The sequence below is a fragment of the Paraburkholderia sp. Cpub6 genome, from assembly GCF_014201065.1.
Classification (GTDB): domain Bacteria; phylum Pseudomonadota; class Gammaproteobacteria; order Burkholderiales; family Burkholderiaceae; genus Paraburkholderia; species Paraburkholderia tuberum.
In genome coordinates, this window is sequence record NZ_JACHDM010000004.1 from 412515 (window position 1) to 435332 (window position 22818).

Annotated in this window: 22 protein-coding genes and 4 pseudogenes; 14 read left to right on the forward strand and 12 right to left on the reverse strand. The window is 61.4% G+C overall.

Going from position 1 to position 22818, the window contains the following annotated elements; translation table 11 throughout:
- Positions 1–95: 95 nt before the first annotated feature.
- The gene (locus HDG33_RS10860; RefSeq protein ID WP_184025543.1) at positions 96–482 is read right to left on the reverse strand and encodes a BON domain-containing protein; all 387 of its coding nucleotides are present in this window, start codon (positions 480–482) and stop codon (positions 96–98) included.
- Positions 483–537: 55 nt separating this feature from the next.
- A complete protein-coding gene (locus tag HDG33_RS10865) occupies positions 538–1080 on the reverse strand; it encodes a cysteine hydrolase family protein (protein ID WP_409258996.1) in 543 nt (180 codons plus the stop codon).
- 229 nt (positions 1081–1309) lie between these two features.
- Here HDG33_RS10865 and HDG33_RS10870 point away from each other — a divergent pair, with 229 nt between their 5' ends.
- Entirely contained in the window at positions 1310–1630 is a 321-nt protein-coding gene (locus HDG33_RS10870; RefSeq protein WP_008917257.1) for a pyrimidine/purine nucleoside phosphorylase, read from the forward strand.
- A gap of 188 nt (positions 1631–1818) precedes the next feature.
- Here the strand turns inward: HDG33_RS10870 and HDG33_RS10875 are convergent, their stop codons facing one another.
- Positions 1819–2466, reverse strand: coding sequence for a DsbA family oxidoreductase (locus HDG33_RS10875; RefSeq protein WP_184025548.1), 648 nt, complete (start codon positions 2464–2466; stop codon positions 1819–1821).
- A gap of 214 nt (positions 2467–2680) precedes the next feature.
- Between HDG33_RS10875 and HDG33_RS10880 the strand changes: the two genes are divergently transcribed.
- From HDG33_RS10880 to HDG33_RS10905, 6 genes and pseudogenes are all read left to right on the forward strand, one after another.
- Positions 2681–3409, forward strand: coding sequence for a 2OG-Fe(II) oxygenase (locus tag HDG33_RS10880; protein ID WP_184025551.1), 729 nt, complete (start codon positions 2681–2683; stop codon positions 3407–3409).
- A gap of 104 nt (positions 3410–3513) precedes the next feature.
- Entirely contained in the window at positions 3514–4416 is a 903-nt protein-coding gene (locus tag HDG33_RS10885) for a LysR family transcriptional regulator (RefSeq protein WP_184025554.1), read from the forward strand.
- Positions 4417–4549: 133 nt separating this feature from the next.
- Positions 4550–6505, forward strand: coding sequence for an aconitase family protein (locus HDG33_RS10890; RefSeq protein WP_184025556.1), 1956 nt, complete (start codon positions 4550–4552; stop codon positions 6503–6505).
- Between the two features lie 133 nt (positions 6506–6638).
- A pseudogene (locus HDG33_RS10895) lies at positions 6639–7091 on the forward strand (MFS transporter); the annotation flags it as partial.
- 480 nt (positions 7092–7571) lie between these two features.
- Positions 7572–8015, forward strand: a complete 444-nt coding sequence (locus tag HDG33_RS10900; RefSeq protein WP_409258997.1) for a hypothetical protein — start codon at positions 7572–7574, stop codon at positions 8013–8015.
- A pseudogene (locus HDG33_RS10905) lies at positions 7948–9107 on the forward strand (IS30 family transposase). The gene HDG33_RS10900 and the pseudogene HDG33_RS10905 overlap by 68 nt, the downstream one beginning before the upstream one ends.
- 253 nt (positions 9108–9360) lie before the next feature.
- Here the strand turns inward: HDG33_RS10905 and HDG33_RS10910 are convergent.
- From HDG33_RS10910 to HDG33_RS10945, 8 genes and pseudogenes are all read right to left on the reverse strand, one after another.
- Complete coding sequence (locus HDG33_RS10910; protein WP_184025559.1) at positions 9361–10053, reverse strand: CBS domain-containing protein; 693 nt, start codon at positions 10051–10053, stop codon at positions 9361–9363.
- 865 nt (positions 10054–10918) lie between these two features.
- Complete coding sequence (locus HDG33_RS10915) at positions 10919–11161, reverse strand: hypothetical protein (RefSeq protein WP_184025562.1); 243 nt, start codon at positions 11159–11161, stop codon at positions 10919–10921.
- Between the two features lie 31 nt (positions 11162–11192).
- A complete protein-coding gene (locus tag HDG33_RS10920) occupies positions 11193–11993 on the reverse strand; it encodes a helix-turn-helix transcriptional regulator (RefSeq protein WP_184025565.1) in 801 nt (266 codons plus the stop codon).
- A 400-nt stretch (positions 11994–12393) separates the two neighbouring features.
- A complete protein-coding gene (locus HDG33_RS38230) occupies positions 12394–12516 on the reverse strand; it encodes a YkvA family protein (RefSeq protein WP_409258999.1) in 123 nt (40 codons plus the stop codon).
- 86 nt (positions 12517–12602) lie between these two features.
- Positions 12603–13679 carry an AI-2E family transporter gene (locus HDG33_RS10930; protein WP_184025568.1) on the reverse strand — a complete coding sequence of 359 codons (1077 nt, stop codon included), beginning with the start codon at positions 13677–13679 and terminating at the stop codon, positions 12603–12605.
- 168 nt (positions 13680–13847) lie between these two features.
- Positions 13848–14716 (reverse strand): annotated as a pseudogene (gene htpX, locus HDG33_RS10935) (protease HtpX).
- A 155-nt stretch (positions 14717–14871) separates the two neighbouring features.
- Complete coding sequence (locus tag HDG33_RS10940; protein ID WP_184025743.1) at positions 14872–15213, reverse strand: HPF/RaiA family ribosome-associated protein; 342 nt, start codon at positions 15211–15213, stop codon at positions 14872–14874.
- Between the two features lie 121 nt (positions 15214–15334).
- Positions 15335–16219: a LysR family transcriptional regulator gene (locus HDG33_RS10945; protein ID WP_184025571.1), complete on the reverse strand. Its 885-nt coding sequence runs from the start codon at positions 16217–16219 to the stop codon at positions 15335–15337.
- 143 nt (positions 16220–16362) lie between these two features.
- Here HDG33_RS10945 and HDG33_RS10950 point away from each other — a divergent pair, with 143 nt between their 5' ends.
- The 3 genes and pseudogenes from HDG33_RS10950 to HDG33_RS10960 all read left to right on the forward strand — a co-directional run.
- Positions 16363–17193, forward strand: coding sequence for a TerC family protein (locus tag HDG33_RS10950; protein ID WP_184025574.1), 831 nt, complete (start codon positions 16363–16365; stop codon positions 17191–17193).
- Between the two features lie 98 nt (positions 17194–17291).
- The gene (locus HDG33_RS10955; RefSeq protein ID WP_184025577.1) at positions 17292–17609 is read left to right on the forward strand and encodes a zf-TFIIB domain-containing protein; all 318 of its coding nucleotides are present in this window, start codon (positions 17292–17294) and stop codon (positions 17607–17609) included.
- A gap of 17 nt (positions 17610–17626) precedes the next feature.
- Positions 17627–17964, forward strand: a pseudogene (locus HDG33_RS10960) (transposase); the annotation flags it as partial.
- Between the two features lie 681 nt (positions 17965–18645).
- On the opposite strand, the gene nhaR reads toward HDG33_RS10960, so the two are convergent.
- Complete coding sequence (nhaR, locus tag HDG33_RS10965) at positions 18646–19542, reverse strand: transcriptional activator NhaR (protein WP_184025580.1); 897 nt, start codon at positions 19540–19542, stop codon at positions 18646–18648.
- A gap of 147 nt (positions 19543–19689) precedes the next feature.
- Here nhaR and HDG33_RS10970 point away from each other — a divergent pair, with 147 nt between their 5' ends.
- From HDG33_RS10970 to HDG33_RS10985, 4 genes are all read left to right on the forward strand, one after another.
- On the forward strand, positions 19690–20181 hold the full coding sequence (locus HDG33_RS10970) for a CBS domain-containing protein (protein WP_184009693.1): 492 nt from the start codon (positions 19690–19692) through the stop codon (positions 20179–20181).
- Positions 20182–20263: 82 nt separating this feature from the next.
- Positions 20264–21229, forward strand: a complete 966-nt coding sequence (locus tag HDG33_RS10975) for a Tim44 domain-containing protein (RefSeq protein ID WP_184025746.1) — start codon at positions 20264–20266, stop codon at positions 21227–21229.
- A gap of 301 nt (positions 21230–21530) precedes the next feature.
- The gene (locus HDG33_RS37265; protein WP_260330397.1) at positions 21531–21962 is read left to right on the forward strand and encodes a hypothetical protein; all 432 of its coding nucleotides are present in this window, start codon (positions 21531–21533) and stop codon (positions 21960–21962) included.
- A 318-nt stretch (positions 21963–22280) separates the two neighbouring features.
- On the forward strand, positions 22281–22430 hold the full coding sequence (locus HDG33_RS10985; RefSeq protein WP_184025760.1) for a hypothetical protein: 150 nt from the start codon (positions 22281–22283) through the stop codon (positions 22428–22430).
- Positions 22431–22818 lie beyond the last annotated feature (388 nt).

Genomic DNA, 22818 nt, shown 5'->3' on the forward strand with positions numbered 1-22818 from the left:
GCGAATACTCGCACGCATCGATTGATTGGCCGATAGAAAGTACTCAGCCCGCCGCATTCGTGGCGGGCTGAGTACTTTCTTTTATTCGTTTTGCGCTAGTGACCGCTGGCACCTCTCGTGCGCACATTCAGATGGTTATTCACCTGTCTGACTCCGCGCACCGACCTCGCGACACTGCCCGCGCGTTGCACCTGAGCGCGCTGCGGTACCCAACCGGTCAGCGTCACGATACCGCGGCGCGCCTGCACGTGAATCGACGTTGAATGCAGGTTCGGTGTGCGTGCGAGCGCGCGCCGCACGTCGCGCGCGAGCTCGCTATCGGGTCTGTTGCGAGCCGGCGATACCGCGATGGATTGGCTTTGCGCGGAAGCATCGTTCGGCATGCCGCCACTGGTTTGCGCATTCGCACAGGTCGCAGTGCCGATCGCAATCGCTGCCGCGGCAATGACGCCAATCGGGGCGCTCGCGCTGTCTTTTCTCACAAGTCCTCCTGTTCCACCTGATTGTCGCTCGCCGCGCAGCAGATCGACGCTGCGGTTATTGCGGTTGCCCGTTGCCCAATAGCGTGTCCGTCGTGACGACCGTGCAGTACTCGTGATCGAGATTGGCCAGTGACATCGCATGAACGTCGTCGGCGCTGCGCGGCGTTCCGTGCCAGTCGGTCCGTGCAAAAGTGAAACAGCCGTCGGCCACGAGATACGTATCGAAACCGAGGTTGCCGGCCATTCGCACCGTGGCCTCGACCGAGTTGTTGGTGATGACGCCCGCCACGACCAGCGTCGAGTGGCCGGCGGCGCGCAGGCGGTCCTCGAGTCCCGTGCCGATGAACGCGTTATTCGTGCGTTTCGCAATCACCGGTTCGTCGGGCAACGGCACGTTCGACGCCTTGAATTCGTGTCCCGCCTGACCCGGCCGATAGTGCGACCCAGGCTCCGTCGAGTCGTGCCGCACATGCCACACCGGCCAGCCTCGGCTACGCCAATGCGCGAGCAAGCGGCTCACCTGCGTCTCGGCGGCGGGATTGTTGCGCTCGCCCCAGCTCGGATGATCGATCGCGCGTTGCAGATCGATCAACAACAATACGGCGCCGGCGGAAGGAGCGGGAGAGCGCATGGGTCGAATGAGTCTGTGTAGGTGTCGATATGGTTCTGGCAGACTTTACCGTATTGCCGCCATCAATAGCCATGTATGATGGCGGGCTCGCGCCCGGCAGGGGCCCTGCGCGGGCGGCTTGCGCGGATCGCGCGCCGTCTGCCGCGCCCACCGGGCCGCAACGCATCCCTTCACGATGATCCAGAGGAAGACCGCCATGACGGCTGCAACGCAATTCGACCAGGTTTCTGTTGTCAAACGAGCCAACGTGTACTTCGACGGCAAGTGCGTGTCGCACACCGTGCTGTTCGCCGACGGCACGCGCAAGACGCTCGGCGTGATCCTGCCCGGCACGCTGAACTTCGGCACCGACGCGCCGGAGCTGATGGAAGTGCAGGCGGGCAAATGCCGCATCCGTCTCGACGGCAGCGATGAGTGGAAGACCTATGGCGCGGGCGAATCGTTCTCGGTGCCTGGCAAGAGCCGCTTCGATATCGATGTGGTTGAAACGCTGGACTACGTTTGCAGCTATCTGTAAGCGGCTCTAAGGCGCGTGCAGTGGGATAAGAAAGACCTGTTGCAAGCAGCCGGGACGGCTTGGACAATGGACCCAGGCTATCTTTGCTCAGATGTGTTGAAGAGACAACACGCAAGCATTCGCGAGTGCATGCGTGAGCCAGGTGCTCAGAATGGGCCGTCCATTACGCTTCGCTTCGACGATGAACCTTACGCTGTCTCTTTCGCCACGATCTCCTCGATCACCTGCACGAATTGCTCGACCGGCTGGCCGCCGGTCACCAGATAGCGGCGGTTGAAAATGATCGACGGCACCGATTGAATGCCCATTTCCTGATTGTTCTTTTCCGCTTCGCGCACTTCATCGGCATACGCGCCGCTCGTCAGCACGTCGCGCGCTTCGTTGGCGTCGAGTCCTACCGACTGGGCCGCTTCGACCAGCACGTCATGATTGCCCGGATTCTTGCCGTCGGCATGATACGCGCGCAATAGCGCGAGCTTCAGCGGCAACTGGTGGCCCTTCAGGCCGGCCCAATGCAGCAGGCGGTGCGCGTCGAACGTGTTGTAGGTGCGGGTGCGCGGACCGAAATCGAAGCCGACGCTCGCGCCGCGTTCGCGGATCATCGCCTGCGTTTCGGCGATCTGCGCGGCCGTGCGGCCGTATTTCTTGCCGAGATACTCGACGATGTCTTCGCCGTCCGGTCCCATCTGCGGATTCAGTTCGAATGGATGCACGACGATGCGCGCGTCGATTTTGTCCTGAAGCCGCGCGAGCGCGAGCTGCAGCGACGACAGGCCGATCGCGCACCACGGGCAGGCGATGTCGGAAACAAAATCGATGGTGAGCTGCTGTTTCATGGTTGTCCTAGGCGGAATGAAGTGCGATGCGGCGGCGGCAAGTGCGGCCGCAACGATACCGACAGCGTAGCGTGAATCGTCCGTCCGTGCAGTGCGGCTGAATTTGACCGCAAGACCCGGAGTGTTTTCCCGCCACCACACTCGTACACTAAGTTCATCGAGCTACCTACTTTGATGGCGCGGGCGACGAGCCCGCGCCGCCCACTCATCGACGATGAACGCAATCGCTCCCACCCAAACGATCGACCAACGCGCCGACGCACTCGACTGGCCGCGCATCGAACACGATCTCGATCAGTACGGCTGCGCCGCCGTGCCGCAACTGTTGACGCCCCGCGAATGCGACGCGCTGAGCGCTCTCTATACACGCGACGCGCTTTATCGCAGCCGCGTCGTCATGGCGCGCCACGGCTTCGGTCGCGGCGAATACAAGTACTTTGCGTATCCGCTGCCGTCGCTCGTCGGCGGCTTGCGCGGTGCCCTTTATCCCCACCTCGTGCCGGTCGCGAACCGCTGGAACATGGCGATGGGCATCGACGTGCGCTATCCGCCGAAACATGCGGATTTCATTCGACGCTGCCATGACGCCGGCCAGGTGCGTCCGACGCCGCTGATCCTGCAATACGGCGAGGGCGATTTCAACTGCCTGCATCAGGATCTGTACGGCGAACACGTGTTCCCGCTGCAGGTTGCGGTACTGCTGTCGGAGCCGGGGCGCGACTTCACAGGCGGCGAGTTCGTGATGACCGAGCAGCGTCCGCGCATGCAGTCGCGTGCCGAAGTCGTGCCGCTCGCGAAGGGCGACGCGGTCGTGTTCACCGTGAACAGCCGGCCCGTGCAGGGTACGCGCGGGCCGTATCGCGTGAATCTGCGGCACGGCGTGAGCCGCCTGCGCTCGGGACATCGGCATACGGTCGGCATCATCTTTCATGATGCGCTGTGAGGGCCGCCGTCGGCGCAATGGCGCAACACCGCTTGCCGTGAGACGATAACGGCCACGATTCCAGCGATCTGCCGCCATTGTCGTAAGATCCGTCGCCTCGTCCCATGGAAAACCTGCTCAAGAAACTCGATCTGACTTCGCTGCGTCTGTTCGTCGCCGTTTGCCAGGAGCGCAATATCGCGCGCGCGGCGCAGCGCGAGTTCATCGCGTCGTCGGCGGTGAGCCGGCGCATCGCCGAGATCGAGGCGCTGATCGGGCTGCCGGTGATTCAGCGTCAGTCGCGCGGCATTACCGTGACGCCGGTCGGCGAGACCGTGCTGCGCTACGCGCTCGCGATCATCGGCAATATCGAGCAGATGAGCGCGGAGTTGTCGCGCTTTTCGACGGGCGTCAAAGGGCGCGTGAGGGTGGTCGCGAATCTGTCGTCGATCGTGCAGTTTCTGCCTGAAGACGTGGCCGCGTTCGGCCGCGCGTTCCCGGATGTAGCGATCGAACTCGAAGAAGAAAACAGCGCGGACGTGCTGCGTATCGTCGACGAACACGGCGCGGACTTCGGCATCTGCAATCCGGTTGCTGGCAGCGAGGCGTTCGAGCAGATGCCGTACCGCCAGGACCGGCTCGCGGTGCTCGTACCGGGTGGGCATCGGCTCGCGAGCGCGGCGCGGGTGAACTTCGACGATCTGTTGCACGACAGCTTCGTCGGCTTGCGCAGCGAAAGCGCGCTCACACGCTTGCTCGCGCAGCAGGCGGCGAGCGCGGGCCAGCAGCTCGACGTGCGGATGCGCGTGAGCAGTCTCGATGCGCTGTGCCGGATGGTGCATGCGGGGCTCGGCATCGCGATCGTGCCCGAGCCGGTCGGCCTGCTCTACGTGAACACGCTCGACGTGCGGCTGCTGCCGCTTGCCGATGCGTGGGCGGAGCGTCATCTGATCATCATCTTCAAGGCGCGCGAGCAGTTGAGCGCGAGCGCGGCCGCGCTGGTGTCGTTCCTCGGCAATCCGCCTTAGACGATTCCACCACCCGCACTCCGCGCCGCGGCTCCGCCATCGAGCATTCGCGAAACGAGACGGCAGCATTGCCGCACCGGCACTTCGGCATCCGCCTTGCGCACCGTATAGTGAGCGCAAGGAGAATGCAGTGATGAGCGATACGATTCGTTTGGACGGCCGCGTGCTGTACCTGTCGCAAGACCCGGCCGTGATCGAGGCGCAACTGGCCGGCGAAAACTTCACTCGCGACACGGCGGGGCCGTTGCGCGACAACGTGTCGACGGACGAGATCACGCCCGTCACCGTAATGCTCACCTACGACGAGCGCCTCGGCCAGTACCCGTACGTCGGCTTCAAGGCCGGCGAGCGTCTGCCGATCGGCCGCAATGCGGTGAAGGACGGCGGCTTTCGCGTGACGGTGGCCGGCAAGCGCTACGGCAAGGGCTCGTCGCGCGAATCGAGCCCGCTCGCGGAGTTGTCCGCAGGTATTCGCCTGGTCGTTGCCGAGAGCTTCGAGCGTATCTATCAGCAGAACTGCGACAACATCGGCATTCTGACCACGACCGATTTTTCCGTGCTCGATCGCCTGCTCGCAGGCGTTGCGGTGCCGATCGACGAATTCCTCAAAGGCCGCGACTCGCTCACGCAGCAGATCATCCGCAGCGGCGGGCTGCTCGCGTATAGCCGGTTCGTGGAGTGGCCCGCGCCGGGCGCGCGCGCGAGCGATGCCCCGAACGAGGCGCCGGGCGCCGAGCCGAAAACGCTGGTCGAGAAGATCATCGACCGTCATCTGCATCCGGGCACCGCGAGCGCGCAGCGCGGCGACGGCGTGTTCATCGCCGCCGACTGGCGCTTCAGCCACGACTATTTCACCGGCATGTGCGCGCATCTGATGCATCGGGCGTTCGGCAAGCCCGCGCCGCTGCATGCGCCGGATCACATCATCGCGTTCCAGGATCATCTGGTGCTCGCGCCGCAGAGCATCCCTCACGTGCGCGACGGTCTGTTGCCGGGCGTCGCGAATCTGATGGAAGGCCACACGTCGTTTTCGCGCGGCTACCCGGTGCGCTCGCACGGTGCGCTCGATGGTGTGCCCGGCTCCGAGGGCATCTGTCATGCGTTGATGGCCGAGCAATACGTGCTGCCGGGCCAGGTAGCATGCGGTACCGATTCGCACACGCCGCATTCGGGCGCGCTCGGCTGCCTCGCATTTGGCGCGGGCGCGACCGAAATCGCCAATAGCTGGGTCACGGGCTACGTGCGCTGCAAGGTGCCGGAGACGCTGCGCATCGAGATCGACGGCCAGTTGCGCGACGGCGTGACGGCAAAGGACGTCGTGCTGCATCTGCTGCGGATGGAGGCGATTCGCTCGGGCGGCGCGATCGGCCTCGTGTTCGAATACGGCGGCGCGGCGGTGCGCGCGATGTCGATCGACGAACGTGCGACGCTGACCAACATGGTCGCGGAACTCGGCGGCTTTACCGGCATCGTCGAACCGGACGAGCGCACGGTCGCGTTCCTGAAGGAGCGGCGCGGCGTCGATTTCGTGCTGGAAGGCTGGATGAAAAGCGACGCGGACGCGACCTATCGCGACATGATCCATATCGATGCGAACGCGATCGAACCGATGCTCGCGCGTCCGGGCGACCCCGGCAATGGCGTGCCGGCGCCGCGGCTCGAACAGGACGTCGCGATCGATATCGCGTACGGCGGCTCGTGCACCGCGGGCAAGCGCGAGGACTTCGATTTCTATCACGAGGTGCTGCGCTGGGGCGTCGAGCATGGCCTTCGGGTGCCCGAGCGCACGCGTTTGTATCTGCAATTCGGCACGATGGCGGTGCGCGCGTATTGCGAGGAGCAGGGCTATCTGCCGGTGTTCGAGCGCGCGGGCGTGACGCTCGTGATGCCTGGCTGCGGCTCGTGCGCAAACTGCGGACCGGGACAATCGGCCAACCCGAACGACGTGACGATCAGCGCGATCAACCGCAATTTTCCGGGCCGTTCGGGACCAGGCGACGTCTGGCTCGCGAGCCCGTACACGGTCGCGGCGAGCGCGCTGGCCGGGAAAATCACCACGTTCGAACAATTGCAACGCGGGCACGGCTAGAACGCTGGCCGGACTCCGGCCGACCCATCGTGGCGCGTGCGACGCGCGACAAAACGCAAGGCCGGCATCGAACCGGCCGCGGTAAGCGATCAGCCTGCCGTAAAAGCAGTCGCAACAGAAGGAGACAGACAACATGGCATTCCCCGATCCCGCGGGGTCCGTCGCGCGCAACGGCGGTACCGTGGCGCATTCCACTGATGCGGCCGGCAGCGCCGCCCGCAGCACGCCCGCTCAGGCGGCGGGCCATGCATCGCTCGACGCCGGCAGCATTTCGGCGCGCCTCGACCGCTTGCCTGCCACGCGCTCCGTCTGGAAGCTGGTGGTTCTGCTGAGCCTGGGCTTCTTCTTCGAACTCTACGACCTTCTGTACTCCGGCTATATCGCGCCGGGCCTCGTGAAAAGCGGCATGTTGACCGCGACCACGCATGGTCTGTTCGGCTCGACCGGCGTCGCGAGTTTCATCGCCGCGCTGTTTGGCGGCCTGTTTATCGGCACGATCGCGTGCGGTTTCCTCGCGGATCGCTTCGGGCGGCGCGCGGTGTTCACCTGGTCGCTGCTGTGGTATAGCGCGGCGAACCTCGCGGTTATTGAATATATACTCAGGATTCCACCCGTTTTTTGGTCGAATCGAGATGGCACCCGTACGTCAATCAGCGCGCAAACTCGCGCCTTCCCATCCCCCTGGCAGAGTCTACAGCTACACGCGGTTCAGTTCGCTGAAGCAGGCAGCCGGCACGAGCGCCGAGCGTCAGGCAGAGTACGCCGCGAAGTGGGCGGCCTCACATAGCCTCGAGCTGAACGAGTCGCTGACGATGCGCGACGAAGGCCTGAGCGCCTACCCCAGAAGCACATCAAGAAGGGCGCGCTCGGCGCGTTCCTCAAAGCCGTTGAGGGAGGCCGCATCCCTTGGGGCTCGGTTCTGATCGTCGAAAACTTCGACCGCCTTTCGCGCGCGAGCGCGCTGGATGCTCAGGCGCAGCTTGCCAGCATCGTCAATGCCGGGATTACGGTCGTCACCGCGACCGACAATCGCGAGTACAACGCAGGCAGCCTGCGCGCCGACCCGATGAGCCTCATCTATAGCGTACTGTCGATGATTCGCGCGCACGAAGAAAGCGACCGCAAAAGCCAGCTTGTCGGGGACGCGTTCCGCAAGCGTGCCGAGCAGTGGACCGAAGGCAAGTTTCGCGGGCTGGTCGGTAGTCCCACGCAAGCCCCCTCGTGGGTGCGCTACATCGATAACCCGGACAAGCTCGCACGGTTCGAATTGATTCCGGAGAAAGCGGCAGCATGGCGGCGCGCGATAGAACTCTACCGGGCAGGATATGGCGGGCTCGGTACGGCGAAGCGGCTCGAAGAAGAAGGCCTGTCGGTCAGCGAGGGCGGATTCAACCGGTCGATGCAACACAATGAACGTCGCATGAGCGGCGGGAGTGTTGCAAATGAAACAGAGGCGCCGGATCTATTACAGCGAAAGCCAGAAGGCATTGATGTGGGAACGCTGGCGTAAAGGCGAGTCGCTGCAGCACATCGCCCGGCTATTTGACCGCAATCACTCGTCAGTACAGGGAATTCTGGCGCAAACTGGAGGAATCCGGCCGGCACCCCGCCAGCGATCCAGACTGGCGCTGACGCTTGCCGAACGCGAGGAGATTTCGCGAGGTCTCGTCGCGGGCGATTCGATTCAGTCAATCGCCCGGCGGCTGTCGCGGTCACCGTCCACGGTCTGTCGCGAGATCAAGCACAACAGTGGACAGGGCGGCTATCGGGCCAGCCACGCCGACCAGCTGGCATGGGATCGGTCGCTGCGCCCCAAAGTCTGCAAATGGTCGAACACCGCATGCTGGCCCATATCGTGGCCGACAAGCTCCAGTTGCAGTGGTCGCCCAAGCAGATTGCTGGATGGCTCAAACGAGCCTGGCCAGGCAGCGAGGACTACCACGTGTCACACGAGACCATCTACCGCAGTCTTTTCATTCAGGCACGGGGTGCATTGAAGAAAGAGCTGCTGGAGCATCTACGGCGCACCCGGGCCATGCGTCGCTCGCGCCATCACACGCAGAAAACGGACGATCACGGCAGGATCCGCGACGCGGTATCAATCAGTGAACGCCCCGCCACCGTGGAAGATCGCGCGGTGCCGGGACACTGGGAAGGCGATCTCCTGTGTGGCAGTGGCGGTAGCCAGATTGCAACGCTTGTAGAGCGTCAGACGCGCTATGTGATGCTGGTGAAGATCGCCAGCAAGGACAGCGAAACAGTAGTCAATGCGCTCATCAGACATGCTGGAAAGCTGCCGAAGGAACTGTATAAATCGCTTACCTGGGATCGGGGATCAGAGATGGCGGACCATAAACGGTTCACCATCGCCACCGACATTGCCGTGTATTTCTGCGATCCGAAACACCCCTGGCAACGTGGCTCGAATGAAAACACCAATGGCCTGTTGAGACAATACTTCCCGAAAGGCATCAATCTGTCGGTCTACTCACAGGCCAAACTCAACGCCGTGGCTCGAAGGCTGAACGAGCGTCCAAGGAAGACGTTGGATTACGAAACGCCGGCTGAACGGTTCCATCGAACTATTGCATCGACCGGTTGAATCCGCCGCCAGGAACCGTCATTCGCGAGCGTCGTCACGCGGACCTTCGAGCGACTGCTCCCGCACATGTTTCGGACTTTCCTGGTCCGCCAGGTTACCCGCGCATCATCTGCCAAATGATGCATCGCCTGATGCAACACGCAGCCCGGACCTTCTGCCGGCAATCTGGCCGTGACTCCAGCCATCGGCGAAGCGTCCGCCGGTCGGGGGCAACTCACGGCCAACCTCAGGATGCGTTGCCGCTGTATGGAAACTACAGCGCTGGAATCACGCTTGGGAACTCCAGGTGATATTCCACGCGCTTGACGCCCGCCACGCCCTCGGCGGCAATCTGAATCGCGCGTTTCTCTTCCTCGCTCTCGATCACACCCCATAGATGTGCAACGCCTTCCTTGACGATTACGCACTGCTTCGGAAGCCCCCAGCGCTGCCCGTACATTTCCCGGGCTATCGCGTCGCGTAGACTTGCGTCGTCGCGCGACGCCGAGTCCATGGTTGCTACAACGGAAACGAGCGTACAGATCAGGTTTGAGCGGCTGACGATTCCGACCAACTTACCGTGTTTCAGCACCGGCACGAGTTTCAGATGCCGACGCTCCATGACATCTGCAATCTGCGCGAGTGGCATGTCCTCGGGAATCGAGATCACTTCGTGGCACATTATGTCGCTGACGAAACGCCCGTGCTCCTTCACATACCTCGCGGCCTGCCCTCGGGGCGATGACCACAGGAACTCGCGCCACCGCTGAGGCTTGTCATGGCTAGTCCCGTTTTCTACCCGATGCAGCAGGTCACGATGACAGATGATGCCGACGATCCTTCCGATCGCGTCAACGACTGGCATGCCGCTGATATGGTTGACGACGAGCAGTCTGGCGGCCTCGTGGATCGTCATGTTCGGTGCTGCGGTGACGACTGACGTCTTCATGATGTTGCGTGCGAGCATGGTTGCTCCTTCAACGTGTCGCGACAGGTCCTCAGTTGGCGCTGCCATTGCACGGCCTGGATCCGAGCCGACCGTTCGGCGCTGAGGCGCCTTGACTCCATACCTTATTCAAGTCCGGATTGGGCCAGCGCCCGTTGCGCAGGGACCCGCCTTGCATGATCTTGTCGCTGAGTGCGCCCAGGCCGACGGTGCTATCGAACGCCGAGCGAACAATAGAGGTCCGGCATGCAAAGGGCAATCGAGTCATCAAGTGATGGCTGCGTAGCGAACGGAAGTTTCGATGAGTCAAAGCGTGGAAACGGCGTATTTCCCAAAACAGGGGACGCCTGGGCGGAGTCATCCAGCCCGGAATCGAAAGCGGCGTTACGGGTCGCAGCAATACAGCACTGAAATCCGGCGGTGGCCATCACTGTGAATACGCAGCAGCTTAGAACGGGTATGGCGCGGCTCGGGTAACTCATGTCGCGGCTCCTTAAGCGTGGAACATCGTTGAGCGCTCGGCGTCAATAGCGCTAGCGTAGCGACCTGGCGATCCGCTTTCGGTACAGAAATCACGACGTGATCTCCTTCCTTCGACGACGAGGTCGGGGCCCAGGATCGGTGGTTGTTATGGTCACCTTGCAATACGACACTGGTCTGGATCTGATCGTAGGTTATTCACTGCCGTCCGAACATAACCTGAACAGGTGATCGCGTGAGCCCGGCCCAGCTGGTGCCGACGGCATCTCTCCCGTCCACCTCGAACAGTCCGCACTCTAGGATGAACTCGCGAACTTCGCGCTCGGTGACGGCGAAGTTGCTGTTGGGCACCTGCTGTCGCGGCTCTGTGCCATCTTCGGCGCGCAGAACGCCCACCGGCCGGCGGTCATTCGCCTGCCAAGGCTTGCTTCGGGGACCCATTGAATGGGACGGCGGCGCGCGTCAAAACGCAGGCGCCTAATTTGTCGCGAAGTGCTTTGCCGGTCACGGTGCGCTCGAAAGGATCGACATAGAACTGCGTTTCCGGGCAAATCGGGCCGAGTAGTTGTTTTTTGCCCAGTTCAGCAATTCGGCACGCGGTAGGCGTAAAGCGGCGCAGCATTGCATCGAGCAGACGGCGGTTCGGCATCGTTGCCTGCAACGCCACCGCGTGCAGTTCGCTATCTCAACTTGCCGAGCCACAGCGCGGTGAGCGTTGCGCGACTCCCGACGTTGAACTTGGCGTAGATCGACTTGATATGGACATGTGTCGTGTTCGGACTTTGGTCGAGCTTCCGGGCGATCTGCTTTTCCGTGAGTCCGTCGAGCAGCCCCAGCAGCACCCTTCGCTCGGCCGACGTCAGGGGAGCGTCGGCGATAAGCAGGCCGTGGCTGAGCAGTTGCTGCCGGCAGTACCATCTCAGCCCATGCATCACGAAGCCCAGAAGCTCGAGATCTGGCGCAGAGAAGCGAGGTGCCCGCACGTCGCGAAACACGAAGAGATGAATCCGCACATCGTCGTTGAGCGAGCAACGTACCTGAATGCTGTCGCCGTGGCCGACTTCGAGGTAGTGGCGGCGATAGTGCTCTCCTTCAAACCATTCAGCGGGCATCGCCTCGAAGAGCAGGTTGGCGCAGAACGGCTCGTTCCCCGACGCGGCTACAACATGTGACGAGTCGATCTTGCCGGCCCAGAGCGTTTCGAACTGCTCCTGCACGGAAGCGACTATCGCGGGTACCGGATGCAGGAGCCGAACCAGGCGTGGACGCCAGCCAAACAAAGGATCCTTTGGCGCAGGCGAAGGCAATCTCACAACTACGGCCCAAAGCGCATTCTGTGCCGTGACCATCGCACAGAGCGTGGTTAGTAAATGGGACAGCGCGGCATCGCCTTCGCCTGCGGAGAACTCGGCCAGCCGATCCCAGAGTGCAAAGACGTCATCGTGGACCGCTGGATTGGCGGAATTCGCGAACGGATGCATGTCGTCCCCAGGAAGAATGGGCGGATCACCGATCTTCGGTGATCTTGGCCTCGCATGACAAGGGCAAGAGGCCACGATGCCAGATCTGACGACTGGCCGTTTGGGCGTGGCGGATTCAACCGGCCGTTGCACTGGCTTGACCGGACATTCAACCGATTGCTACGTCAGCTGTCGCACAACGTGCGAGGCGTGCGACCAGTTCAGCGAGCAAGCCAACGCCACAGCAACCAGGCGCCGAGTGCCCAGATAGCCAAAATTGTCGCGAGACCGACTATGCTTCTTGGCTTTACCGGGTTGTCAGTTAGCCAGCCTTCGGCCTTTCCGCAATTGTCTTCGATGACAGCCTTCGGGATGAGACGCAAGCAAAGCCAGACTCCAAGCGGCATGACGACCAGATCTGTCAGATGCCGAGGACGGGTATGAAGTCGGGAATAAGGTCGACAGGGCTGAACGCATATGCCACCGTTGCCAATGCGAGAAATTTCGCAAGCAACGGCGTGGCCGGATCGCGACTGGCGAACATAAGCGTGACTAAATCTCGCTTTAGCCGCGTTGCCCAAGCCGTGAGTGATTGCAGCAAGCAGTTGATCACTTCAGCAGTGCGTTGGGCTAGCCTTGTGTTCCAGTGCCCACGGTTGCCTGTTCCTCCAGCCACCCACGCCACACTGCCATCAGGACCGCCAGGATGACGGGACCTACGAACAGTCCTACCAGGCCGAAGGCCGCAAGCCCGCCCAGCACACCGAACACGACCAGAAGAAACGGTATCCGGGTAGCGCTGCTGATCACGAGCGGACGAATCAGGTTGTCAACCCAGCTAACGACCAGTGCGCCCCAGAGTAAAAGACCGACCCCGGCTATCGTTTTTCCTGTGACGAGGAGCCATACACCGATCGATCCCCATACGAACGGCGTGCCAAAGGGTATCAACGCGATCAGCACCGTAAACGCAGCGAGCAACACCGGCGCCTGCATCCCGGCAACCCAGTAACCCAAGCCGGCAAGCGCGCCCTGCGCCAGTGCCGTCAGCACGAGCCCGTAGACGACCGCCTTGGTCGTTCCGCCGATAGAAGCGAGATAGGCGTCCAGGCGATCGCCCAGAAAACGCCGTAGTATGCGGCGCACTTGATCCAACGCGCTTTCGCCGTCCCGGTACATAAAAAACAGCGTCAGCAAGGCAAAGCCCAATTTCGTCGCATTGCGACCCACGCCGCCGACTAACTGGCCGACCTCTCCGGTCCACTGCCGCCCCCACTCAGCGATTTGCGCGCGCAAAGCCATCGGATCGGCCGATACTTGATTCAGTAGATCCTGCAGCCACAGCCCGAGCCACGGGACGCGCGCAATCAATTCCGGCAGTTTGTGCGGCCCATTGGCGAGGTAGCTGGCGACGGTCTGGTAGGCCGCGGTCAGTTCGTCACGCAGCAGCACGATCAGCCAGATTGACGGCAGAATGAACGCCACCGAGAGAATGATCGTCATCAGCATCGCGCTGCCGGTGGCGTTCCCGCGCATAAGCGAGCGCAAGCGGCGATAGGCGGGCCAGGTCACGTAGGCAAAGATGGTGGCCCAGGCCACTGGCACCAGGAACAGGTGCAGCACTACGTAGCTCAGCACTACGAGCCCGCCAAGAAGAAATGCAAGGATGATGCGCTTGACCAGGGACATCTGATAGCTCTCGTCCATGAACGCCTTCCCTTTGGATACGCTGAGAATTTGCGGGCGCGCCGGTGCTTCCGCGCGCCGTGGCACGTGGTCGTTACAGGAAGCCCCATACCGGCCCGCGCCTGAGCACCCCTTGTCCAAACGTCGACGTCGCATGTTGGAATGCCGCGCGCAGCCCTGCTTTACTGACTACCCGCTGCTTTGCAGCACAGCAATGCGCCTGTCGATCGGTGGGTGCGTGGAGAAGAGCCCGAGCCACCCCGGCTTGTCGGTAATGCCGGATGCCTTGAAGGATTGCGGCAGTTCGCCGGGTGCAAGTCCACCCAGGCGGGCCAGCGCATTGATCATCGGTCGCGGAGAAGCCAGCAGTTGCGCAGAGCCCGCATCAGCGCGGAACTCGCGCCGGCGCGAGAAGTACGCGACGATCACCGAAGCGAGAATGCCGAAAATAATCTCGCAAACAATAACGGTAATGTAGAACCCGGGACCGACACCGCGTTCGGTACGAAACAAGGTCTTGTCCACGAAGTACCCGACCACACGGGCCAAGAAAATCACGAAGGTATTCACCACGCCCTGAATGAGCGTCAAGGTGACCATGTCGCCGTTGCTCACGTGCGATATCTCATGGGCAAGGACAGCCTCCACTTCCTCCTTGTTCAACGATTGCAGCAATCCGGTGGAGACAGCCACAGGGCTGAATTCTTGAAAGCCCCTGTGGCGAACACGTTCGGCGCGCCTTCAAAAATTGCGACTTCCGGCATACGAATGCAAGCACGCTGCCCGAGCTCCCGCACAGTGTCGATCAGCCATTGCTCAGTCGAATCGCGCGGCGAATCGATGACACGCGCCCCGGTTGCCCATTTCGCCATCGGTTTGGAGATAAGCAGCGAAATGATGGAACCGGCGAAGCCGATCACCACCGAGAACACGAACAGCGCATTGAAGTCGAGCCCGCTCCCGGTCAGGAAGCGGCCGACGCCCAACACATTCATTACTATTGAAAGCACCAACACCACCGCGAGGTTGGTGGCGAGGAACAGCAAAATTCTTTTCATTCACAAGTCTCCTGTGGAAACTGGCTGAATGACTGCGGTGACATAGAACCCTCAACTCTCCTTTGACACCGGATAACCGAAAGGTTTATGTAATATTACTATTTCAGCACAAGACGTTTGCTATCTGTCTTCATAGGAATTCGCGCGTACCTTGTTCATCGCCCGTAAAGGGCATCAAAATCACGGGGACGCCGAGTCGCAATGTGCGCCTGCTGCCTGCGGATGATCGAACGCGCCGCGCGGGCCAGCGCGAGATCGAGTGCGCCGCGCCAGTCTCTTGCGATCGACGTCACGACGACAGGCGTAGCATCGGGCGTCTGCACCTGCACCTGGCAGCGTTTGTCGAGTCCGCCGCGCGGGCCGTTGATGTCCGACATGCTGACGGTCGCCTTCGAAATCAGCCAGTCCATGCGGCGAAACACGAACCGGATGCGTTGGCGCGCGAAGCTGCGCAGACGGACGGCTTCACGGTCGCGGGACTTGAACAGGACTTGCATGAGACACCTCCTTCGTGGGTACGGCTCAAGAGTACGGTGAGGAGGCGTCGAGGAAAAGCAGAAATAACGGAAATGCAGCTTCGGAAAAACCGAACCTTCTTTTTGGTGATCACGAACACGCTCACGCATGCGCCGCACTCAACACCTTTTGCGTCAAAGGATGATGCCGCCCGCGCCGCGACACGATTGCGTGTATTTCCTCCTTCACTTCCGGCGAGCGGCCGAGCCAGCGCAAGCCGCGATGCATGGGATCGTTGCGCTCGGCGCCGAACGCCGCGAGCGGAAACACGCCCATGCCGCGCGACGCGAACAGCGCCATCAACGCGCTGTCCTCGAACTCGCCCGCGACGCGTGGCCGGATGCCTTCCGCTTCGAACCAGCGGTCGAGGCGCGAACGCAGCGACGAGTGCCCCGTCGGCAGCAGCACCGGCAGCGACGCGAGGCATTGCGGAAAATGATCGACATGCGTTTTTCGCACCACGGCGGCCGGCCCGTACCAGTCGATCGGCGAAGCGATCAGGCGCTCGCTGGATAGACGCAGATTCGAGTTGTGCGGCGCGGGCTGGCTGGACAGCACGAGATCCAGATGGTGATGCGCCAGTTCCGCCAGCAGGTCTTCCGCTTCGCCTTCGTGGCAGAGCAGCCGTAGAGAAGGCGTGTCCAGCGCGCCCGCAAGAATGGCATGGACGGCCAGCTTCGAAATGCCATCCGTCAAGCCGACCGCGAAGCGCGCGACGGTCCCGCTGGCCGCTTCGCGCACTTCGTCGTGCAACGCGCGCCCGATCTGGAAGATTTCCTCCGCTCGCGCATACGCCGCCTGTCCCGCTTCCGTCATCGCGACGCCGCGTCCGGCGGGCTTCAGCAGTTGATGTCCGAGCGATTTTTCCAGTTCGCGCACCTGCGCGCTGATGGTTTGCACCGCGATGTCGAGCCGTTCGGCGGCGCGCGCAAACCCGCCTTCCTTCACGACGACCCAGAAATAGTGCAAGTGCCGGTAGTTGAGCATGTGTGGCCTCACCTCGAAAAAACCGAACCAACCGTCAGCTTATCACTGGTTTTTTCGAATACGGCGCCAGGCGATCATGCTTTCCACAGGCTGTGACCCAGTAATCAGCCGTTTTCTTCTCAACCGGAGAACGACGCTCGCAAATGGAATCCTTACTGACCCTGGCCGCCGATCCCGCTGCATGGGCTGCACTCGTGACGCTCGTCGTGATGGAGATCGTGCTTGGCATCGACAACCTGATCTTCATTTCGATTCTGAGCAACAAGCTCCCCGAAGCGCAACGCGCGCGCACGCAGCGTATCGGCATCATGCTGGCGCTGCTGATGCGGCTCGGCCTGCTGGGCACCGTCGCGTGGATCGCGCGTCTCACCGAGCCTGTGTTTTCCGTGTTCGATCACGCGTTTTCGTGGCGCGACCTGATCCTGCTCGCGGGCGGTCTGTTCCTTGTGTGGAAGGCCACGCGTGAAATGCACCATCACGTGAGCCGTGACGGCGAGGCGCACACGAATCCTGCGATGGGCGTCGGCGGCCTGACGGTGACGGCTGCCATCGGCCAGATCCTGCTGCTCGACCTCGTGTTTTCCGTCGACAGCATCATCACCGCGGTCGGCATGACGGATCACCTGCCCATCATGTTCATTGCAGTGATCGCTGCTGTCACGGCGATGTTGTTCGCGGCTCGCCCGCTGTCGAAGTTCATCGAGCGCAATCCGACCATCGTCACGCTTGCGCTGAGCTTCCTGCTGGTGATCGCGATGACGCTGATTGCCGAAGGTTTTGGTTCGCACGTGCCGAAGGGCTACATCTACACGGCCATGGCGTTCGCAGGCTTCGTCGAAGGCATGAACACGATGGCGCGGCGCAGAAAGGACAAGCGCGAGCATAAGGCGACAGTTTTGGAAGCGGAGCGTGAAGCCGGCTCCGAAGAGAGGTCTGAAAAGACGCAGACCAGCGGTTCGGCTTTCTCGAACTGAACGAAGCGGACTGAAGCGGACTGACAGAAGTATCGGGGCGGTTGAACGCCGCCCCGACCGGCAGCCCAAAGGTTGAACGTTACGAAAGGAGCAACGCAATGAAGTGCCCCGTTTGCAAGACCCCCGATCTGCTGATGACCGAGCGTCAGAACATCGAGATCGACTATTGCCCGACATGCCGTGGCGTATGGCTCGATCGCGGCGAGCTGGACAAGCTGCTGACCCAGATGCAGGACACGCCCGAACCGGACAACAGAAGCAATCAGGTCGAGCGCGACGCGCGCTACGGCGACCGCGATGGCCACCATGACCAGCAGTGGGGACGGCGCAACGATTCTTACCACGGCGATCAGCGCAAGCGCTACGATCCGCGCCGCAAGAAGAAGTCACTGTTCGATATGTTCGACTTTGACTGACCTGCATGCATCCTGCGCTCGAACTGTTCTGGCGGGCATTCCACAACCGGCGTGAAGTCGGTGCGTGCTTTGGCCTCGTACCACAGCCATACGACAGTGGCGGGAGCCGCACAGATCAGGGCATCAGCAAGCAGGGCAATCGACGGGTGCGTGCCCTGCTCATCGAGATGGCGTGGTCCTGGCTGCGGTACCAGCCCGACAGTGTGCTGACACGGTGGTTCTTCCAGCGAACGCAGGGCTCCCACTGAATCGCCGCGCCCGACGTATCGCCATCGTCGCGGTGGCGCGGCGTCTCGCAATTGCGTTGTGGCGCTATCTGAAGGACGGGGTGATACCCGAGGGGGCGCAGCTGAAATCAGTGATCCGCAAAGGCGTTCCGACAACATCACCATGGAAAGCGCGGGACACGATGTATGGGCGGTTTGAAGTGAACATGCCCGTGGGGTGCCCGGGTTACTCACGTAACCGATTCTTGAGATGGGGCGTGCTCCCGAAAAGAAATTCCGGCGCAACGCGCAACAGATGAGGCTGGCTAGCCGCCAGCGGATAGAAGGTGGTGACTGCGACACGAAGTTGCTTGCAGGAGCTGTTCCCGCTTCAACATGAGGGAACCGCCCGTGTCACCGGGCGCGTCTAGGAGTCTGAATAAAGAGCGATTCTGACAACGTAACGAAGCATCGCAAGATGCGGGATATCAATCGCGAGAGGCGTACCCTTCACATCGGAAACGGCCATAGCCTTCATCTGCCCGGTCGTTTGATCAGGCGAGCCGTCGGCCGCAAACTTTGGATAGATCGCGTATGGACGTCGACTCGATATAAAACGCATGCGTGCTTCTCGCGGACATTAGCAATCTGTTCATCGCTCTAATGGAATAGCGATAGTAGCTATTGTCATCATCGAATTGAACACGCGTGCATTCGCACCGAGACCTTCGAGGTGATCGCCGCGTTCCTGCTACGTAAGGGGCCGCAAGCGCGCTCAAACCAGGGTGTTGCCGGCATCGCGAGGTCATGCTACACAGAAACGGCCCCGCCTAAACGTTGAACAGTTCGCTACGCGCCGCGTCCATGATCATCGCGACAGCCGGGTGGCTGATGTGGCGCTCGATAGAGATTGCAAAAAATTCCTCGACGATCGAATTGATCTGCCCGACTATCGTCAGGTTGTGCTCTGTCTGCAACTGGCTTTCGAGCACGGTTGGCGCGAACAGCAGGCCGCGGCCTTCGCAGCCGAATGCCATGGTCATCGCTCCGTCGTCGAACTCGCCGACGATGCGCGGCGAAATGGCGTGCGAGGCGAGCCAGTGATCCAGCTTGCGCCGCACGGCGGATTCCGTGCCGGGCAGTAGCACAGGCAGCTTGTCGAGCGACATCGGGAAGCGTTTTTTGCTGCTTTGAATCAGCGCCTGGGTTCCGAAGCAGCTTAGCGTCGAACGTCCGAGGCGGTGATTGAACGCCTTGATGTTGACGTCGACGGGAATGGGGGCGTCCGCGATGATCAGATCGAGGCGGTGCACGGCCAGTTGCGCGAGCAGCGCGTGCAGTTTGCCTTCGTGACAGATCATGCGCAGCGACGCCGACGCGCTCAGCGCAGGTTCCAGCAGCCGGTACGCAATCGCCTTGGGGACCGAATCCGCGATCCCGACGCGAAACCGCGTTTGCGCACCGGATTCGCTTTCGCGCCGCACAGCGCTTTCGAGTTCCGAACCTAACGAAAATATCTCGTCCGCGTAATCGAGCGCGAGGCGCCCCGCATCGGTCAGTTCGAGCGTGCGGCCGGTTTTCCTGAACAGCTTCTTATCCAGCGCCTCTTCGAGAAGCTTGATCTGGCCACTGAGCGTTTGCGGCGTGATGTGCAACTGCTCGCCCGCGCGCACGATGCCGCCCGCGCGAGCCGCGACCCAAAAGTAATAGAGATGCTTGAAATTCATGAACCCTCCGTCGATTACGGAAAGATACGATTTTCTCGAAGTATCGACAATAAAAATACGAATTTTATGTTGGTGTGGGTTCAGTTAGATTGAAACCTCGCCCCGAGGTGTCGGCGGGCGTTTCATGACAGCTGACAGAGGTGACATATGGCATCGGTTGCAGAATTGCTGCGTGCGAAAGCTTCCCGGACAGTGTGGTCGATCGAGGCATCCGCTTCGGTTTGCAACGCGATATCGATCATGGCTCACAGGGAGGTTGGAGCGCTCATCGCCGTGCACGACGGGCGCATAGCCGGCATCGTGACGGAGCGCGATTACGCCCGGAAGATCGTTCTGATGGAACGCTCGTCAACGAATACGCCTGTGCGCGACATCATGTCGACGGCGGTGCGTTATGTCAGCCCGAAGCAGACGACGGACGAGTGCATGGCGATCATGACAGAACATCGGATTCGCCATCTGCCTGTGATCAGCGCAGGGCAGGTGACAGGAATGGTGTCGATCGGCGACCTGATCAAGAACCTGATTTCCGAGCAGGAACACACCATCCGGCAACTGGAGCACTACATCCACGGCAACGGTTTTCACGCCGCTTTTGATGGATCGAAGGCACAACCGGCGGCGAGCTTGCGTAGCTAAAAATATTACTGTTCGTAATGTATTTGCGCGCGCAAATGGAGCGCGTTGCGGGCAGTTTCGCGACTCATCGAAAGAGGTTTTTATGTACACGCAAATCATCAACAGATTACGAGGTGCTGCCGGTGCAGTCACGCGCGGCACGGCCGCGCTCGGTCTGGCGGGACTGCTGGCGCTGGGCGCCGTGACGTCGAACGACGCCGAGGCGAAGCGCGTAGGCGGGAGTCAAAGCATCGGGCGGCAGTCGCAGACGGCGTCGCCGTCTGGACAAGCGCAGCGAAGCCAACAGGCACAGCCGGCACAACAGGCCGCGCAGGCGCCAGCTGCGGCAGCGGGTAACCGCTGGATGGGCCCGCTGGCTGGTCTCGCTGCGGGCCTTGGGATTGCAGCATTACTGTCGTCGTTTGGCCTGGGCGAAGGGCTGGCGCAGATGCTGTCGAATGCGTTGCTGATCGGGGCGGTGATTTTCGCCGGCGTGATGCTATTCCGCTTTATCGCCAACCGGCGTCGTCCGGATCTTGCCTATGGACACGGTCCCGTGAACCGCCAGCAAACGAACGGCTCACGGTTTCTGAATCAGATCCCGCAAGCGCGGCCTGAAGCGAACTTGCGGGGCTGGCCGAACGCGGCGATGGGTTCGACGGGCGCAGCGGACACGGAGAGGACAACGGGACTACCACTCGAGCAAGATCAGGCGGCGTTTCTTGTATCGGCAAAGACCTTGTTCATGCGCCTTCAAGGCGCATGGGACCGGAACGAGCAGGGTGACCTGTTCGAATTGACGACGCCGGAGATGTTCGCGCAAATCAAGCGGGACCTCGAAGCTCGGGGTCGCCAGGTGAGTCATACGGAAGTCACGCAACTTGACGCAGAAGTGCTTGGCACAGAACGCAATGCGGATGAAACGCTGGTTAGCGTTCGCTTTTACGGTCAAATGCGGGAAGACGATGCGCCGACTGCCCAGCCGTTCCAGGAAGTCTGGAACATGGTCAGCGACGCACGTGGCAACCAGGCGTGGAGACTGGCCGGCATTCAGCAAATTGACGGATGAGAGCGTAGTTGAAACCGCCAGCGGCCTGCTGCCGGTTACTCGTGAGGGTGGCGCGCGCCGCGGAACTACCTGAGACCAACCTTTCGCCAGCGACCGTGCGTGAGAAAGTCGAGCGCCACTTGCGGAGTGGTAAACGCTGGGCGCATCAGGCGATAGTCGGCTACTCCATCACGACTTGCGTGATGGGCGTCCGCCCGCGTGCCGAACAAACTCGAGATCCGTTGCGCTGCCTGTTCGCAGGTCTTTAGCCGCGCGACCGAACAGCGGCGGAATCGGATCGTCTTCGAAGGATCGAGAAGCCATGAGAGCGCAAACAAAACGTCTGAATGAGACGCCGACGGTCAGGCAGGAACGCTCCGTCACAATCAGTGGCCAGAATTTGGCCTCGCAGTGGAACGTTTCGCAAAGCAGGCGCATCGGCTCTGTGAGCTATCAGGCTGAACATCAGGGCTACCGTTTGACGGCCCGAGCAGAACCCGTGGAGAGTGCGTTGCACGCGGCCCATCTTGTGATCGAAGGGCCGGGCTGCCCGACACAGCGCTGCTTCCACGCGCTGGATCATTTCTACGACCCAGCGCAGGCCTTGCAGTACGCGATCCGATGGGGACGGATATGGGTCGACCACCGGCTTACGAAAGTCGCCCCACAGCGCGTCGTATCGGCAAGCCCGGCAAGCAGCGCCGAACTACTTTTGAAAGAGGAACGTACTAACCGGGCAGGGGATCATGAATGAATCGTCAGGCGAAAAAACACTCCGTTTTATTGCCCGGAAGGCAGGAAGTCCAACGGCGGCGCTTGTCTACTGGCTTGACGTGACGGAACCGTCTAGTGAGGCGAGCTTCACCGAGATAACCCGGCGCTTCGCTCCCCTGATGCAGGTCATCTTTCCTGACGATCGACCCGGTGCGTTCGTCAACCGGAGCGCGTTGCTCGATATACAACATTTGGGAACCATCGATCGGCTCATTTTCTTGGACGGTTCGTGGCTCGACGTATGGAATGACCGCGATTGCGCGGATATCTGTAACCTGTTTTCCAGCCGGAGGCACACATGTTGTCTGCCAAAAACATTTCGATCACGGCGATAACCGGCCGCATGGAAGGCCAGCCGGTCGTGTCCGAATCCGACATGGAACGACTCCGGGAATGTGCGCACCTGCCGACGGTGTCACCGACGCAGCGCGCCCTCCTCGCACCGTGACGGGCATTCTCGCGGAATGTGGATGCTGGCCGATGTTATCGAGCCGTTCTCAATTAATGTGAGCCCGTTCTCACGTAATGTGGTCCTGGACGTGCCCGTATTCTCAGTCAATGTGGTCCCGAAACGGCGCTGTTATCGAGCCCTGGCGTTTTATGTTATCGAGCCGCTGCAGCTACCGATACGCGGCACGATGTGGTGGCTACGCTGAGAGCCGCCTACAAGCGAGGCCAGCGATCCGGCCGGCGGCAACACCAACCGCGTGCGTTCCAGAGTCCGTTCCATCGCCATTCAATGCGAACACATGCCACATTCAGTTGAAATCGCCGGCGCAGTCATTTTCGGACTGGCCCTGCTCCATACGCTCCTCGCGAAACGCTTCGAGGTTCTG

Excerpts from the sequence above, each read along its gene's own strand:
- HDG33_RS10870 (WP_008917257.1), top strand. The coding sequence starts at position 1,310 with ATGACGGCTGCAACGCAATTCGACCAGGTTTCTGTTGTCAAACGAGCC.
- HDG33_RS10875 (WP_184025548.1), bottom strand. The coding sequence starts at position 2,466 with ATGAAACAGCAGCTCACCATCGATTTTGTTTCCGACATCGCCTGCCCG.
- HDG33_RS10880 (WP_184025551.1), top strand. The coding sequence starts at position 2,681 with ATGAACGCAATCGCTCCCACCCAAACGATCGACCAACGCGCCGACGCA.
- HDG33_RS10885 (WP_184025554.1), top strand. The coding sequence starts at position 3,514 with ATGGAAAACCTGCTCAAGAAACTCGATCTGACTTCGCTGCGTCTGTTC.
- HDG33_RS10890 (WP_184025556.1), top strand. The coding sequence starts at position 4,550 with ATGAGCGATACGATTCGTTTGGACGGCCGCGTGCTGTACCTGTCGCAA.
- HDG33_RS10900 (WP_409258997.1), top strand. The coding sequence starts at position 7,572 with ATGAGCCTCATCTATAGCGTACTGTCGATGATTCGCGCGCACGAAGAA.
- HDG33_RS10910 (WP_184025559.1), bottom strand. The coding sequence starts at position 10,053 with ATGCTCGCACGCAACATCATGAAGACGTCAGTCGTCACCGCAGCACCG.
- HDG33_RS10915 (WP_184025562.1), bottom strand. The coding sequence starts at position 11,161 with ATGCCGAACCGCCGTCTGCTCGATGCAATGCTGCGCCGCTTTACGCCT.
- HDG33_RS10920 (WP_184025565.1), bottom strand. The coding sequence starts at position 11,993 with ATGCATCCGTTCGCGAATTCCGCCAATCCAGCGGTCCACGATGACGTC.
- HDG33_RS38230 (WP_409258999.1), bottom strand. The coding sequence starts at position 12,516 with ATGTTCGCCAGTCGCGATCCGGCCACGCCGTTGCTTGCGAAATTTCTC.
- HDG33_RS10930 (WP_184025568.1), bottom strand. The coding sequence starts at position 13,679 with ATGGACGAGAGCTATCAGATGTCCCTGGTCAAGCGCATCATCCTTGCA.
- HDG33_RS10940 (WP_184025743.1), bottom strand. The coding sequence starts at position 15,213 with ATGCAAGTCCTGTTCAAGTCCCGCGACCGTGAAGCCGTCCGTCTGCGC.
- HDG33_RS10945 (WP_184025571.1), bottom strand. The coding sequence starts at position 16,219 with ATGCTCAACTACCGGCACTTGCACTATTTCTGGGTCGTCGTGAAGGAA.
- HDG33_RS10950 (WP_184025574.1), top strand. The coding sequence starts at position 16,363 with ATGGAATCCTTACTGACCCTGGCCGCCGATCCCGCTGCATGGGCTGCA.
- HDG33_RS10955 (WP_184025577.1), top strand. The coding sequence starts at position 17,292 with ATGAAGTGCCCCGTTTGCAAGACCCCCGATCTGCTGATGACCGAGCGT.
- nhaR (WP_184025580.1), bottom strand. The coding sequence starts at position 19,542 with ATGAATTTCAAGCATCTCTATTACTTTTGGGTCGCGGCTCGCGCGGGC.
- HDG33_RS10970 (WP_184009693.1), top strand. The coding sequence starts at position 19,690 with ATGGCATCGGTTGCAGAATTGCTGCGTGCGAAAGCTTCCCGGACAGTG.
- HDG33_RS10975 (WP_184025746.1), top strand. The coding sequence starts at position 20,264 with ATGTACACGCAAATCATCAACAGATTACGAGGTGCTGCCGGTGCAGTC.
- HDG33_RS37265 (WP_260330397.1), top strand. The coding sequence starts at position 21,531 with ATGAGAGCGCAAACAAAACGTCTGAATGAGACGCCGACGGTCAGGCAG.
- HDG33_RS10985 (WP_184025760.1), top strand. The coding sequence starts at position 22,281 with ATGTTGTCTGCCAAAAACATTTCGATCACGGCGATAACCGGCCGCATG.